This is a genomic window from Pseudomonas sp. GW821-FHT11G12 (assembly GCF_058808055.1).
Genome location: NZ_JBXARH010000001.1, coordinates 501,283 through 515,677, shown reverse-complemented (window position 1 = coordinate 515,677; position 14,395 = coordinate 501,283). Strand labels below are relative to the sequence as shown.

Here is a 14,395-nt window from a genome sequence, read left to right as displayed (position 1 = left end):
TGTTCTCAGTCGACTTTGGACAGGCTCGTCAGCCATTCGCGGCCCTTGAGCATGCCGTGCCAGTAGAACCACGGCAGCAGGGTCGCCTTCAGCCACCATGCAGAACGGCGCGGCACGGTCGGGTCGAGGGGAAAGGTCGGCAGCAACTTACCGCCATAGCCGAACTCGGCGAGGATCACCTTGCCCTTCTCCACCGTCAGCGGGCAGGAACCGTAGCCGTCGTACTTCAGCGGCAGCGCCAGTTCCTTGCGCAACGCCAGCAGGTTTTCCGCCACCACCACGACCTGCTTGCGCACTGCCGCCGCGGTTTTCGCATTGGTGGTGCCGCAGATATCGCCCAGCACAAACACTTCGGGATAACGCGGATGTTGCAGCGTGTGCGGGTTGACCTCGCACCAGCCGGCGGCGTCGGCCAGCGGACTCTGCGCGATGAAGTCCGGCGAAACCTGCGGCGGCACCACGTGCAGCAAGTCGAAGGTTTTCGCCTGACGGGTGACGTTGCCGTCCGCGTCCTTGATGTCAAACCAGGCGGTTTTCGCCGGGCCATCGACCTTCACCAGATTGGAATTGAACGCCAGCCGCGCGTTGTATTTCTCGATGTATTTCATCAGCGGCGGCACGAAGGTCGCCACACCGAACAGCGCGGCGCCGGCCAGGTTGAACTCAACCTCGACCTTGTTCAATACGCCCTTCTTGAGCCAGTGGTCGCAGGACAGATAGAGCGCCTTCTGAGGGGCACCGGCGCATTTGATCGGCATCGCCGGCTGAGTGAACAGCGCCTTGCCGTCGCGCAGTTTCTGCACCTGTTCCCAAGTGTATTGCGCATGCTGATAGCTGTAGTTGGACGTCACACCGTGCTGGCCGAGACTTTCCTGCAAGCCTTCGATCTTCTCCCACGCCAGGCGCAGGCCGGGGCAGACGATCAGGTTCTGATAGGTGACGGTGCGTTGATCGTTGAGGGTGAGTTGGCGTGTGTCGGGATCGATGTTGGTCACTGCCGCCTGAATCCAGGTGGCCTGACGCGGCAGTACCTTGTTCATTGGTCGGGCGGTGTCTTTGGCGTCGTAGGCGCCACCGCCGACCAGCGTCCAGGCCGGTTGGTAGTAATGCTGGGCACTCGGTTCGATCACCGTGATATTCAGGTGCGGGTCACGTTTAAGCAGGCTGGCGACAAAACCGATGCCGGCAGTGCCCCCGCCGATGACCACGATGTCCGCACTGATGGATGGGCCCCAGTGTTGATCGTTCATTGCTTGTTCCTTATTGCTGCACGCAAGGATAGCCGGGTCTATTGCGCCCAGCTTTTGAGCACGGCTCCGCAGTAGAGTCCGGACAGTGTTTTCATCACCTGGATGACTTCATGACTGGCGAGACCGTAGAAAATGTACTTGCCTTCACGACGGGTCGCGACCAGCCCTTCATCACGCAGGATGCCCAATTGCTGGGACAGGGTCGGCTGACGCACGCCGGTCATTTTCTCCAGCTCGCCGACGTTGCGTTCGCCCTGGGTCAACTGGCACAGGATCAACAGCCGATCCTCGTTGGCCAAGGCCTTGAGCAGCGAACAGGCCTTGGAGGCCGAGGCCCGCAGTTGGGCGACTTCACATTCGGTCAGACTGGATTGCATTTGCAGGATGCCTTCAACGTCACTTAAGCTGCGAACATTATGTTTTTACATAAAGTGTTGCAACCCTGACTTTCCACCTCCTGCACAGGACCGTGTCCATGCCCGCGCTGATTGAAGCTTTCCTAGACCCCGCCTCTTCGACCTACAGCTATGTGGTCTACGAGGCCGATGGCGGGCAATGCGCAATCGTCGATCCGGTGCTTGATTACGACGGCGCCGCCGGTCGCACCTGCACGGCTCAGGCCGACAAGATCATTGCCTTTGTTCGCGCCCATAAGCTGCAAGTGCAGTGGCTGCTGGAAACCCACGCCCACGCCGACCACCTGTCCGCCGCGCCTTATCTGCGTCGTGAACTGGGCGGCAAGATCGCGATTGGCGAATCGATCAGCAAAGTGCAGAACGTGTTCAAGGCGCTGTTCAACCTGGAACCGGAATTTCGCGTCGATGGTTCGCAGTTCGATCATCTGTTCGCGCCGAACGAGTCGTTCAGGATCGGCAACCTCAAGGCGACCGCCCTGCACGTCCCCGGCCACACCCCGGCGGACATGGCCTACTTGATCGACGGCGAACAGATCCTGGTCGGCGACACGCTGTTCATGCCCGACGTCGGCACCGCCCGTTGCGACTTCCCCGGCGGCAACGCGAATCAACTGTTCAATTCGATCCACAAACTGCTGGCCTTCCCAGCCAGCGTGAAGCTCTACGTCTGCCACGACTACCCACCCGCAGGTCGCGCCTCACAGTGTCAGACCACCGTTGGCGAACAGCGTAAAAGCAATATCCATGTGCATGACGGCGTCGACGAAACCGCGTTCGTCGAGATGCGCACCAAACGTGATGCCGGGTTGGGCATGCCGACGCTGTTGCTGCCGGCGATTCAGGTGAATGTGCGGGCGGGGAATCTGCCGCCGGCGGAAGGTAATGGCGTTGTCTACCTGAGGATTCCGATCAACAAAATGTGAGTTCAATTGCCCAGATGATTATTCGCTCCCTCATTTAAAGGAGCGCTCTGGACCGTGCCCTAGCCAAAATGCCACTACCGTGTAATATCCGGAAACCTAAACCGCTACGGCAGACTCCCTGCGATTACAAATGTGCAGGTGAGCAATAACACGGACATCGTCGAAGTCACACTTCGTCGAGAAGACTTTTTTGCAGGGAAACCATGAGTCAAACTTCTCCACAGGGGCAACCCCCTGAGCTGGAACCTGAAACATTCAATCGCCACCTCTCTATTTCCCTTCGCGCAATCGCCTACTTGTCATCCAAAGTCCTTGAGGCACTCAAAGCCATTGACGGGCGATCCTTCTTCGAGGGTAGAGAAGAAGGAATCAAGCTTGGCAATGACGCGGGCCTGCTTGCCGGAAAGGATCTCGGCTACGCTGAGGGTTATGCAGAGGGGCGCGCCATTCTAGAGATCAACGACCTGCGCTCAGCCGCATCCTTGCCAGGAGAGGATCACTCCCTTTTTGACAATGAACTCATGCCCATCACCGATGATATCAAGCAGAAAATGCGCGACGAGGTGTGGGAAAAACTTGATAAGAAAGAACAACCGAGCGATCAGCAGTGGGCAATGATCTTTGCCGACACGACCTGTACTTCAGTGATCGCTGGCGCGGGCTCCGGGAAGTCCACGACGTTGGCCTTGCGTGTTGTGCTTAAACACTTTCACCTGGGCATCCCCCTTCATCACATGCAGGTGACTACCTTCACCACTGAGTCTAAAAAAGACTTGCAGAAAAAGATGGTGAAGATTTTCAAATCGTGGGGCAAAGACCTGAGTGAGAGTCAAACCAAGAGTTTGGTGCGCACCTTTCACAGCAAAGTATTCGGCTTCATGAAAGCGTTCTCGGATGCGCCTATCGACTATTTCGATTTCTTGGGCGCAAAAAAATCAGGTGAGGATGAGGACGAGTTGGAAAACCCCTTTTCGTCAAAGATCACGAATGAGCAAGGATTGGTTCTTTCCCAAGTATTCAATAGCCTTTACGAGAAAGACCTGACGTTCAAAAAACACATCCTGGATCTCTACCAATCGATCGTCTTCGTCAAGCCGGATCCTATGTCTGAGTCCATGCGAATCAAAAAAAATCAGATTCTCGGCAAGATGTCCGAAAAGGATGAAGCTGTCTGCGATGAAATTGAGGCCGCATGGGTGGAGTTGGGTCTATGGCCAATTCCAGGTGTGGCCGAGCGTCGAACCTTCAACATCGAGAGAACCCCCTTCATAGCCCATGGTTACTTGGAAGAGCTCGAAACACTGGTAATTCTTGGTTGGCCGGACACGAAAAACCAGTCGGCCGAAATTCCTAGGCGCGAAGGCCAGACAGTGAATCTCAAACAAGAGAGCTGGAGCCGCCAGGCGATGATTGGAGAATGTTATCGGGGGAAAAAATACATTCTCATCAATAACGTTATGGCCGCAAAGACGCTGATGGGCAATGCCCAGCACATGATCTTTCAGGACGCCGGTTTTGATTATCACTTGCCGGGCACGACTATCAAGGAAACGAAGCTGACCGAAGTGTTCTTTGCCGAAGCCAACTACATCGAGAACCTGGGGTTGGATGTAGTCCAGGCGATCGGTTCATTAGATTTTACGCCGGGCGACCCACGCCAGCCTTTCTACCTCGCCTTGCAGATCTATTGGCGCGGCTTCCATGATTACCTGGAAAGCATGTCGCCCAAAAGATTGATCACCTTCAACAAGGCATTCGCACTGTTTGGCGAACACAATCCGGAAAATATTAAGCGCATTCCAACAGCCGAGCTAGACGGCATGCGGCATCTCATGATTGATGAGTTCCAGGACGTGTCCGGCCTGAACATTTCCTGGGTCCGGCAATGCTGCAAAGAGATCCGTAATCGTAATCAAGGCCTGCCCGGATTGGGCAATAGTCTGATGGCAGTCGGCGACGACTGGCAAAGTATCTATGGCTGGCGCGGTAGCTCACCCCTGTATCTGATGGACTTCCATAAGCATTTCCACGCCCATACGCGCAACACTCTGTACATGCAGAACAACTACCGTTCCCATCAGACAATCATTGATGCTGCCGAACAAGTTGTCCGTCCCACCACAACCGATAAAGCCAAGCATGGGATTGCAGCGAACGAAAAAGTCGTTAATCAAAAGACACCCGTATACATGCACTACGTGGCTAAAGATAAAAAAATCGTCGAACCGGACGAAACGATTCTGCGACTCGTCAGACAAGCCTATGACGACGGTCATAGCATACTGATGGTATTTCGCGTTGGCGATGTTGAAAAAGCATACAGAACAGCCCTACGAGGCCTATTGCAAGAAGCGCAAAAAAAACAGCGCAACGTCAAACTGATGACCTTTCACAAGTCCAAAGGATTGCAGGCGCAATCTGTTTTCGTTATCGGTGATTGCTTCTATAACCCGACGAAATCCAAACGCAACGACATTTACAACCTCACCCAACTGGGCGACAAATCTCCAGCGCCTTACGACAACGCTCAATCAGATGAGGCACTGCGTTTAGCTTACGTTGGCATTACTCGCGCTGAACTCAGATGTCATTGGCTGGTTGACCGCGAGGTCACCGCGACGACCAAACAAAGCGGAAGTAATGCTTCGGGGTATGCAGATCTTAAATCCGGATGCTACAAAAAGTGGACTGATCACGAAACATCCGGAGTTTCAGCTCTTTCGCCGCAATAAGGTATTGATCCAGAGGCGGCGAAAGTGTCAGCGCTAGGTGCCCAACGTCAACCCATTCGCCGGTAACGGCAGTGCCGTCTTGTAACGCACCTGTTTGAGCGCAAAACTTGACCGGATGTTGGCCACCCCTGGCACCTTGGTCAGAAAGTCCATCATGAAGCGCTCAAGCGACTGAATGGTCGGCACCAGCACCCGGATCAGATAGTCCGGGTCGCCGGCCATCAGGTAGCACTCCATGACTTCCGGCCGGTCGGAAATCGCCTCTTCGAAATGCTGCAGCGCTTCCTCTACCTGCTTCTCCAGGCTCACGTGAATGAACACGTTCACGTGCAGCCCGAGCAGGTCGGCGTCCAGCAGAGTCACTTGCTCGCGAATCAGGCCCAACTCTTCCATCGCCTTGACCCGGTTGAAGCACGGTGTCGGTGACAGATTGACCGAACGGGCCAGGTCGGCATTGGTGATGCGCGCGTTCTCTTGAAGGCTGTTGAGAATGCCGATGTCAGTACGGTCCAGTTTGCGCATGAGACAAAACCACCTGTTTTTTATGTTTATGCAGAATTTCTATCTGCAAATGATCTCCAGTGCAACGAAACAGAGAGAAATATTCTTCTTGCCCGGGCCTATGATTGTTGTAGGACAAGATTTCTTTTATCGAAGAATGACTGCCAGCTCACTACAAGAAATTCACAAGATCGAGCGTAGAAGCCATGACCCAAGCGTATGAACCGCTGCGTCTGCACGTCCCTGAACCCTCGGGCCGCCCAGGCTGCAAAACCGATTTCTCCTACCTGCATCTGACCGATGCCGGCACGGTGCGCAAACCTTCCATCGACGTTGAACCGGCCGACACCGCCGACCTGGCCCGTGGCCTGATCCGTGTGCTCGACGACCAGGGCAATGCTCTCGGTCCGTGGGCCGAAAACGTGCCGGTCGAGATCCTGCGCAAAGGCATGCGTGCCATGCTCAAGACCCGGATCTACGACAACCGCATGGTGGTCGCCCAGCGTCAGAAAAAAATGTCGTTCTACATGCAAAGCCTTGGCGAAGAAGCTATCGGCAGCGCTCAGGCCCTGGCCTTGAACATCGACGACATGTGCTTCCCGACCTACCGCCAGCAAAGCATCCTGATGGCCCGCGACGTACCGCTGGTCGACCTGATCTGCCAACTGCTGTCCAACGAGCGCGACCCGCTCAAGGGCCGTCAGCTGCCGATCATGTACTCGGTCAAGGACGCCGGTTTCTTCACCATTTCCGGCAACCTCGCGACCCAGTTCATCCAGGGCGTGGGCTGGGGCATGGCCTCGGCGATCAAGGGCGACACCAAAATCGCCTCGGCCTGGATCGGCGACGGCGCCACCGCCGAATCGGACTTCCACACTGCCCTCACCTTCGCTCACGTTTACCGGGCGCCAGTGATTCTCAACGTGGTCAACAACCAGTGGGCGATCTCGACCTTCCAGGCCATCGCCGGTGGTGAAGCCACCACCTTCGCCGGACGCGGCGTCGGTTGCGGCATCGCCTCGCTGCGGGTTGATGGCAACGATTTCTACGCGGTCTACGCCGCCTCCGCCTGGGCAGCCGAACGCGCCCGCCGCGGCCTCGGCCCGACCATGATCGAATGGGTCACCTACCGCGCCGGCCCGCACTCGACCTCCGACGATCCGTCCAAATACCGGCCTGCCGACGACTGGAGCCACTTCCCGCTGGGCGACCCGATTGCCCGCCTGAAACAGCACCTGATCAAGGTCGACCACTGGTCGGAAGAAGAGCACGCCGCCGTCAGCGCCGAGCTCGAAGCCGAAGTGATCGCCGCACAGAAACAGGCCGAACAGTACGGCACCCTCGCCGGCGGCCAGATTCCGAGCGCCGCGACCATGTTCGAAGACGTCTACAAAGAGATGCCGGAGCACTTGAAGCGCCAGCGTCAGCAGTTGGGGATCTGACATGAACGATCACAACAACAATATTCAGTTGGAAACCGCCATGACCACGACCACCATGACCATGATCCAGGCCCTGCGCTCGGCCATGGATGTGATGCTTGAGCGTGACGACAACGTTGTGGTGTTCGGCCAGGACGTCGGCTACTTCGGCGGCGTGTTCCGTTGCACCGAAGGCCTGCAGGCCAAGTACGGCACCTCGCGGGTGTTCGACGCGCCGATCTCCGAGAGCGGCATTGTCGGGACCGCCGTAGGCATGGGCGCCTACGGTCTGCGTCCGGTGGTGGAAATCCAGTTCGCCGACTACGTCTACCCAGCCTACGACCAGATCATTTCCGAGGCGGCACGCCTGCGTTATCGCTCGGCCGGCGAATTCACTGCGCCGATGACCCTGCGCATGCCTTGCGGTGGCGGCATCTACGGTGGTCAGACCCACAGCCAGAGCATCGAAGCCCTGTTCACCCAGGTCTGCGGCCTGCGCACTGTCATGCCGTCCAACCCGTATGACGCCAAGGGCCTGCTGATCGCCTCCATCGAAAACGATGACCCGGTGATCTTCCTCGAACCCAAACGCCTGTACAACGGCCCGTTCGACGGCCATCACGAACGTCCGGTAACCCCGTGGTCGAAACACCCGGCCGCGCAGGTGCCTGACGGCTACTACACCGTGCCGCTGGACGTCGCCGCCATCGCCCGTCCGGGCAAGGACGTGACCGTGCTGACCTACGGCACCACCGTGTACGTGTCGCAAGTCGCCGCCGAAGAATCCGGCGTTGATGCTGAAGTCATCGACCTGCGCAGCCTGTGGCCGCTGGACCTGGAAACCATCGTCAAATCCGTGAAGAAAACCGGCCGTTGCGTCGTGGTTCACGAAGCCACCCGCACCTGCGGTTTCGGCGCCGAACTGGTGTCGCTGGTGCAAGAGCATTGCTTCCACCACCTGGAAGCGCCGATCGAACGCGTCACCGGCTGGGACACCCCCTACCCGCACGCGCAGGAGTGGGCGTATTTCCCTGGGCCGTCCCGAGTGGGCGCGGCGCTGAAACGGGTCATGGAGGTCTGAATGGGCACGCACGTTATCAAGATGCCGGACATCGGCGAAGGCATCGCAGAAGTAGAACTGTCGCAGTGGCACGTCAAGGTCGGCGATCTGGTCGTTGAAGATCAGGTGCTGGCGGATGTGATGACCGACAAGGCGATGGTCGACATTCCGTCGCCGGTCCACGGCAAGGTGATTGCACTCGGCGGTCAGCCGGGTGAAGTGATGGCGGTCGGCAGTATTCTGATCAGCATCGAAGTGGAAGGCGCTGGCAATCTGAAGGAGTCCGACAAACCGGCGCCTGCTCCTGCGAAAGAACCTGTTGCCCCCAAAGTCGAAGCCGTCGCTGAAAGCAAGCCTGCTGTTGCCGCGCCGCGTCCGGCGGCTACCGTTTGCCAGGGCCCGATGGTCGCCCGCAAAGCCGATGAACGCCCGCTGGCCTCGCCGGCCGTGCGCAAACATGCGCTGGATCTGGGCATTCAGTTGCGTCTGGTGCGCGGTTCAGGCCCGGCCGGCCGTGTGTTGCACGAAGACCTCGACGCCTATCTGGCGCAAGGTCAGTCGAACGCTTCGGCACCTGTCGCCGCCGCTTACGCCCAGCGTAACGATGAAGAACAGATTCAAGTGATCGGCATGCGTCGCAAGATTGCCCAGCGCATGCAGGACGCCACTCAGCGTGCCGCGCACTTCAGTTATGTCGAGGAAATCGACGTCACCGCGATTGAAGAACTGCGCGCCCACCTGAACGAAAAACACGGCGCCAGCCGTGGCAAGTTGACCCTGCTGCCGTTTCTGGTGCGTGCACTGGTCGTCGCCCTGCGCGACTTCCCACAAATGAACGCTCGCTACGACGATGAAGCCCAGGTCATCACCCGCCTCGGCGCGGTGCATGTCGGCGTCGCCACCCAAAGCGATGTCGGCCTGATGGTGCCGGTGGTGCGTCACGCCGAGGCGCGCAGCCTGTGGGACAGCGCGGCAGAAATTTCCCGCCTGGCCAACGCCGCCCGCAATGGCAAGGCCAGCCGCGATGAACTGTCCGGCTCGACCATCACCCTGACCAGCCTCGGCGCCCTCGGCGGCATCGTCAGCACCCCGGTGCTGAACCTGCCGGAAGTGGCGATCGTCGGTGTGAACAAAATCGTCGAACGCCCGATGGTCGTCAAAGGCCAGGTGGTGATCCGCAAGATGATGAACCTCTCCAGCTCCTTCGATCACCGCGTGGTCGACGGCATGGACGCGGCGCTCTTCATCCAGGCCATTCGTGGCCTGATCGAACAACCCGCGACCCTGTTTGTGGAGTGATGCAATGCAAACTCTGAACACCACGCTGCTGATCATCGGCGGCGGCCCTGGCGGTTATGTAACGGCCATTCGTGCCGGACAACTGGGCATTTCGACCATTCTGGTCGAGGGCGAATCGCTGGGCGGCACCTGTCTGAACATCGGCTGCATTCCATCGAAAGCGCTTATTCATGTGGCCGAGCAGTTTCACCAGACTCAACATCACAACCAGCATTCGGCACTGGGTATCAGCGTTTCCGCGCCGACCCTCGACATCACCAAGAGCGTCGAGTGGAAGGACGGCATCGTCGATCGCCTGACCACCGGCGTCGCCGCGCTGCTGAAGAAGCACAAGGTTCAGGTCATCAATGGCTGGGCCAAGGTCATCGACGGCAAGACCGTGGACGTCGGCGACACCCGCATCCAGTGCGAACATCTGGTGCTGGCCACCGGCTCGAAAAGCGTCAACCTGCCGATCCTGCCGATTGGCGGGCCGATCATTTCGTCGACCGAAGCACTGGCGCCGAAGTCGGTACCGAAACGCCTGATCGTGGTCGGCGGTGGTTACATCGGTCTGGAATTGGGCATTGCCTACCGCAAGCTCGGCGCCGAGGTCAGTGTGGTCGAGGCGCAGGATCGGATCCTGCCAGCCTACGACGCCGAACTGACCCAACCGGTGCACGACGCGCTTAAGCAACTGGGCGTGAAGCTGTATCTCAAGCACAGCGTGCTGGGCTTCGACGGTACGTTGCAGGTCCGCGACCCGAACGGCGACACCCTGAACCTGGAAACCGATCAGGTGCTGGTGGCAGTCGGTCGCAAACCCAATACCCAGGGCTGGAACCTCGAAGCGTTGAACCTGGACATGAACGGCTCGGCGATCAAGATCGACAGCCGCTGCCAGACCAGCATGCGCAACGTCTACGCCATCGGCGACCTGAGCGGCGAGCCGATGCTGGCCCACCGCGCCATGGCTCAGGGCGAGATGGTCGCCGAGCTGATCAGCGGCAAGACCCGCGAATTCAACCCGACCGCCATCGCTGCCGTGTGCTTCACCGACCCGGAACTGGTGGTCGTCGGCAAGACGCCGGATGAAGCCAAGGCTGCCGGACTGGACTGCATCGTGTCGAACTTCCCGTTCGCGGCCAATGGTCGGGCGATGACCCTGGAATCGAAAACCGGTTTCGTGCGGGTGGTCGCCCGTCGGGACAATCATGTGATTGTCGGCTGGCAGGCGGTCGGGGTCGGGGTGTCGGAGCTGTCGACCGCGTTCGCGCAAAGCCTGGAAATGGGCGCGCGACTGGAGGACATCGGCGGCACCATCCACGCGCACCCGACGCTGGGTGAAGCGGTGCAGGAAGCGGCGTTGCGTGCCCTCGGGCATGCGTTGCACCTGTAAAAACCCGCCACGGGGGAGTTTTTTCATAAGCAGGCTAATAAATCTGCTGCTCCCCCCATCGCCCGGGCTGCGAAACCGCTCAAGAATGAAGTATTGTTGTGCCCATCCAAAAAAACGTCAGAAGCCTTGAACCGTTTCGACGGTTGTTAAGTGATAGAGGGTGTCATGGGTAACGAAAGCATCAATTGGGACAAGCTGGGTTTTGATTACATCAAGACCGATAAACGCTATCTGTCGTACTTTCGCAACGGCGAGTGGGACAAAGGCACCCTGACCGAAGACAACGTGCTGCACATCAGCGAAGGCTCCACTGCCCTTCACTATGGCCAGCAATGCTTCGAAGGCCTGAAGGCCTATCGTTGCAAGGACGGCTCGATCAACCTGTTCCGTCCGGACCAGAACGCCGCCCGCATGCAGCGCAGCTGCGCCCGCCTGCTGATGCCGCATGTGTCCACCGAGCAATTCATCGAAGCGTGCAAGGACGTGGTTCGCGCCAACGAGCGTTTCATCCCGCCTTACGGCACCGGCGGCGCGCTGTACCTGCGTCCGTTCGTGATCGGCGTGGGTGACAACATCGGCGTGCGTACTGCACCGGAGTTCATCTTCTCGGTGTTCGCGATCCCGGTGGGTGCCTATTTCAAGGGCGGCCTGACTCCGCACAACTTCCAGATCTCCTCCTTCGACCGCGCCGCGCCACAAGGCACCGGTGCCGCCAAAGTCGGTGGCAACTACGCTGCCAGCCTGATGCCGGGTTCCCAGGCCAAGAAAGCGCACTTCGCTGACGCCATCTACCTGGATCCGCTGACCCACAAGAAGATCGAGGAAGTCGGTTCGGCCAACTTCTTCGGGATCACCCACGACAACAAGTTCGTGACCCCGAACTCGCCATCGGTACTGCCGGGCATCACCCGTCTGTCGCTGATCGAACTGGCCAAGTCCCGTCTGGGCCTGGAAGTGGTCGAAGGCGACGTGTTCATCGACAAGCTGTCGGACTTCAAGGAAGCCGGTGCTTGCGGTACCGCTGCGGTGATCACCCCGATCGGCGGCATCAGCTACAACGACCACCTGCACGTGTTCCACAGCGAAACCGAAGTCGGCCCTGTGACCCAGAAGCTCTACAAAGAGCTGACCGGCGTGCAGACCGGCGACGTCGAAGCGCCAGCGGGCTGGATCGTCAAGGTTTGATCAGGTTTCGCATAGTAGCCTGAGCGCTTGATTCACCTTCCACATCAACGGAAGGTGAATCAACTCAAAACATCAAACAGGATCAGTGATTATCCATGTCGAGTTGTTTCTTCCGCCATGGATACCTACGACTCCCCATCCCTGCATAATCGGCAAGATATAGTTAATACAACGCACATTGCCGTTCAATCCGCGCGTGCTCGCACAGAGTGCCCCAGAACCAGTCGGACTGTTGCTGGAGCCGACAAGACATGGATTATCCATGCCGTGCCCATTGTGGAAAAGATAGGTAAGGGTCGTGTCAAAAGCAGCTCGACTGATTGTAATATCCTGCGGAGCAATCCGAATCGAGGCAGGGCCAACTTGTGAAATCTCGAATGGCACACCTTGTATACGATCAGGTGTCATGAAAGATTGACCGACTGCCATTTGCCCCCAAAGATCCTGCACTCGCCCTTCACAAACCAAACACATACGTACACCTCGAAAACAATCAATCCTTATAGATTACACAGCACGCCTCATTGAACTGCTGCAAATCAACAATAATCGCCATGTATATATTCATCAGCTCATAACAGAGCTCTATTGACGTAGCCCAGTCATTAGTCCTGGAAGGCTCATTGACATTCAAGGTGACTTCACCACTATCAAGCAACAGTTTTAGATCCTCCCCCCCGGCATGAATACCAAGATTATGCACAGTATTTCTTTGCGCTCGATAGAACCCTACAATCTCCAAATCCTTTTTCGCGTCGCGAGCGTAATCAGCAGAGAGCTTGGAAAAAATATGGTCAAGCTTGCCTTTGGCCGACATGAAAGGGCTGCCCTCTTCCATTATTTTCTTGACCGCTGCCTGACGAGTAGCCTCATCCTTCGCATCGTTGTATCGTTTTATTTGACTTACTACAATCTCCGCTTTACGAACTCTGCGGTCAGCGTCCGTTTCCTTGATGAGGTCATATAACCTGCCCATCCAGAACTCAAACACAGAGAAAGAGCCAACGGTAAAATCCAGAAAGCTGCTTCCTATCATAAACTCGACGCGTTCTTCGTAGATATTCTTGATATCTTCCATCGCCAAGCGAAACATTCTTTCATCACGCTCGTCCAGATACTCTTGCTTCACCTCGTCAAACAGTTCTTGAAGTGGCCCTCGTCCAGCCATACACGCGGAGACTTCATCATTCATGAAAAAATACAAAAGCATATCCACCGCACCGGACAAATCCCCGTAGAAGGTTCTACCCGGGCGCGGCTTTAACCCCATATAAAGACCCAACATATCCTCATTAAAGATACATCGCCCCTTCAACACAATCAGGCTATAAATTCGGGCTTTTGTATTGATATCAAATTTCCTTCCCTTGATGTACATCCAGTTTCCTCACTTTCTCGAACAAACAGCAACTCTACAATCCCGTCATTCCTCCACCACCTGCCTTCTATCTCTGGTTCGACGGGTGAGTGGATTTCATTTGGGGTTCTTGCCTATGACTATCGTGCCCCTTATGCATTGGCAATGCCACCTCGAACCGCGCCGCCATCTCCTTGTGTCCCCGCGCCGTCAACGCCAGCGCCCGGCTGTCCAGATCCTGGATTACCCACTTGCGCTTCAGCGCTGTTTGCAACAACGTTGCCCCCAACGACCCGCCCAAGTGGGGTCGACGCATGCTCCAGTCCAGGCACGGGCAGGCAAACTTGCGGCGCAAGGTACTCAGGTCCTGCACCTCGATGCCCAGCCCTTCAAACAACGCCTCGCCGCTTTCACTGAGGCGATAAACCTGCTCATCGGTTTGGACCAGCCAACCGCCCTCCAACAACCGGTCATGCAGCAACACCGCCAACGTCCCGGCCATGTGGTCGTAGCAGGTGCGGGCAAATTGCAGGCGATCCGGTGTGTGGGGTTTGAAGGCCGGCGCGGGGTTCTGGCCGATCACCATCAGCGCTTCGAGTGCCTGGGCCACGCGCTTGTCGGCGAGGCTGTAATAACGGTGGCGGCCCTGCACGTGCAGGCGCACCAATGCCAGGTCCTTGAGTTTGGCCAGGTGCGCACTGGCGGTCGAAGCGCTGACGTCGGCGAGGGTCGCCAGCTCCGTGGCGGTGCGGGCGTGGCCGTCCATCAGCGAGCACAGCATTTTGGTTCGCGCCGGTTCCGCGATGGCGGCCGCCACTTGCGAGACGCCGATGTCTTGATGTTCTGCGTGCATATTTCGCTCCCGGACGAATC

12 protein-coding genes are annotated in these 14,395 nt (G+C 57.7%); 7 read left to right on the top strand and 5 right to left on the bottom strand.

Annotation, left to right across the window (positions count from 1 at the left end; translation table 11 throughout):
- Positions 1-5: 5 nt before the first annotated feature.
- Both AC1RR7_RS02340 and AC1RR7_RS02335 read right to left on the bottom strand, forming a co-directional pair.
- Positions 6-1,250: an NAD(P)/FAD-dependent oxidoreductase gene (locus AC1RR7_RS02340; protein ID WP_493155952.1), complete on the bottom strand. Its 1,245-nt coding sequence runs from the start codon at positions 1,248-1,250 to the stop codon at positions 6-8.
- Between the two features lie 38 nt (positions 1,251-1,288).
- Positions 1,289-1,627, bottom strand: a complete 339-nt coding sequence (locus AC1RR7_RS02335; RefSeq protein ID WP_007952897.1) for an ArsR/SmtB family transcription factor — start codon at positions 1,625-1,627, stop codon at positions 1,289-1,291.
- 98 nt (positions 1,628-1,725) lie between these two features.
- Between AC1RR7_RS02335 and AC1RR7_RS02330 the strand changes: the two genes are divergently transcribed.
- Together AC1RR7_RS02330 and AC1RR7_RS02325 are read left to right on the top strand one after the other, a co-directional pair.
- A complete protein-coding gene (locus tag AC1RR7_RS02330) occupies positions 1,726-2,589 on the top strand; it encodes an MBL fold metallo-hydrolase (RefSeq protein WP_493155950.1) in 864 nt (287 codons plus the stop codon).
- 203 nt (positions 2,590-2,792) lie between these two features.
- Positions 2,793-5,321, top strand: a complete 2,529-nt coding sequence (locus tag AC1RR7_RS02325; protein ID WP_493065083.1) for a UvrD-helicase domain-containing protein — start codon at positions 2,793-2,795, stop codon at positions 5,319-5,321.
- Positions 5,322-5,354: 33 nt separating this feature from the next.
- Here the strand turns inward: AC1RR7_RS02325 and bkdR are convergent, their stop codons facing one another.
- Positions 5,355-5,843 carry a Bkd operon transcriptional regulator BkdR gene (bkdR, locus tag AC1RR7_RS02320; protein ID WP_008059350.1) on the bottom strand — a complete coding sequence of 163 codons (489 nt, stop codon included), beginning with the start codon at positions 5,841-5,843 and terminating at the stop codon, positions 5,355-5,357.
- Positions 5,844-6,028: 185 nt separating this feature from the next.
- Here bkdR and AC1RR7_RS02315 point away from each other — a divergent pair, with 185 nt between their 5' ends.
- The 5 genes from AC1RR7_RS02315 to AC1RR7_RS02295 all read left to right on the top strand — a co-directional run bounded on the left by AC1RR7_RS02315 (position 6,029) and on the right by AC1RR7_RS02295 (position 12,165).
- Positions 6,029-7,264 carry a 3-methyl-2-oxobutanoate dehydrogenase (2-methylpropanoyl-transferring) subunit alpha gene (locus AC1RR7_RS02315; protein ID WP_493155948.1) on the top strand — a complete coding sequence of 412 codons (1,236 nt, stop codon included), beginning with the start codon at positions 6,029-6,031 and terminating at the stop codon, positions 7,262-7,264.
- Position 7,265: 1 nt separating this feature from the next.
- Entirely contained in the window at positions 7,266-8,324 is a 1,059-nt protein-coding gene (locus AC1RR7_RS02310; RefSeq protein ID WP_085711528.1) for an alpha-ketoacid dehydrogenase subunit beta, read from the top strand.
- On the top strand, positions 8,325-9,602 hold the full coding sequence (locus AC1RR7_RS02305) for a dihydrolipoamide acetyltransferase family protein (RefSeq protein WP_493155946.1): 1,278 nt from the start codon (positions 8,325-8,327) through the stop codon (positions 9,600-9,602).
- A gap of 4 nt (positions 9,603-9,606) precedes the next feature.
- On the top strand, positions 9,607-10,980 hold the full coding sequence (gene lpdA / locus AC1RR7_RS02300) for a dihydrolipoyl dehydrogenase (protein ID WP_493155944.1): 1,374 nt from the start codon (positions 9,607-9,609) through the stop codon (positions 10,978-10,980).
- A gap of 165 nt (positions 10,981-11,145) precedes the next feature.
- Positions 11,146-12,165, top strand: a complete 1,020-nt coding sequence (locus AC1RR7_RS02295; RefSeq protein ID WP_096822558.1) for a branched-chain amino acid aminotransferase — start codon at positions 11,146-11,148, stop codon at positions 12,163-12,165.
- Between the two features lie 493 nt (positions 12,166-12,658).
- Here AC1RR7_RS02295 and AC1RR7_RS02290 read toward each other — a convergent pair whose 3' ends face one another.
- Entirely contained in the window at positions 12,659-13,543 is an 885-nt protein-coding gene (locus tag AC1RR7_RS02290) for a hypothetical protein (protein ID WP_493155942.1), read from the bottom strand.
- Positions 13,544-13,610: 67 nt separating this feature from the next.
- Positions 13,611-14,375, bottom strand: a complete 765-nt coding sequence (locus AC1RR7_RS02285; RefSeq protein ID WP_493155940.1) for an ArsR/SmtB family transcription factor — start codon at positions 14,373-14,375, stop codon at positions 13,611-13,613.
- Positions 14,376-14,395: the final 20 nt, after the last annotated feature.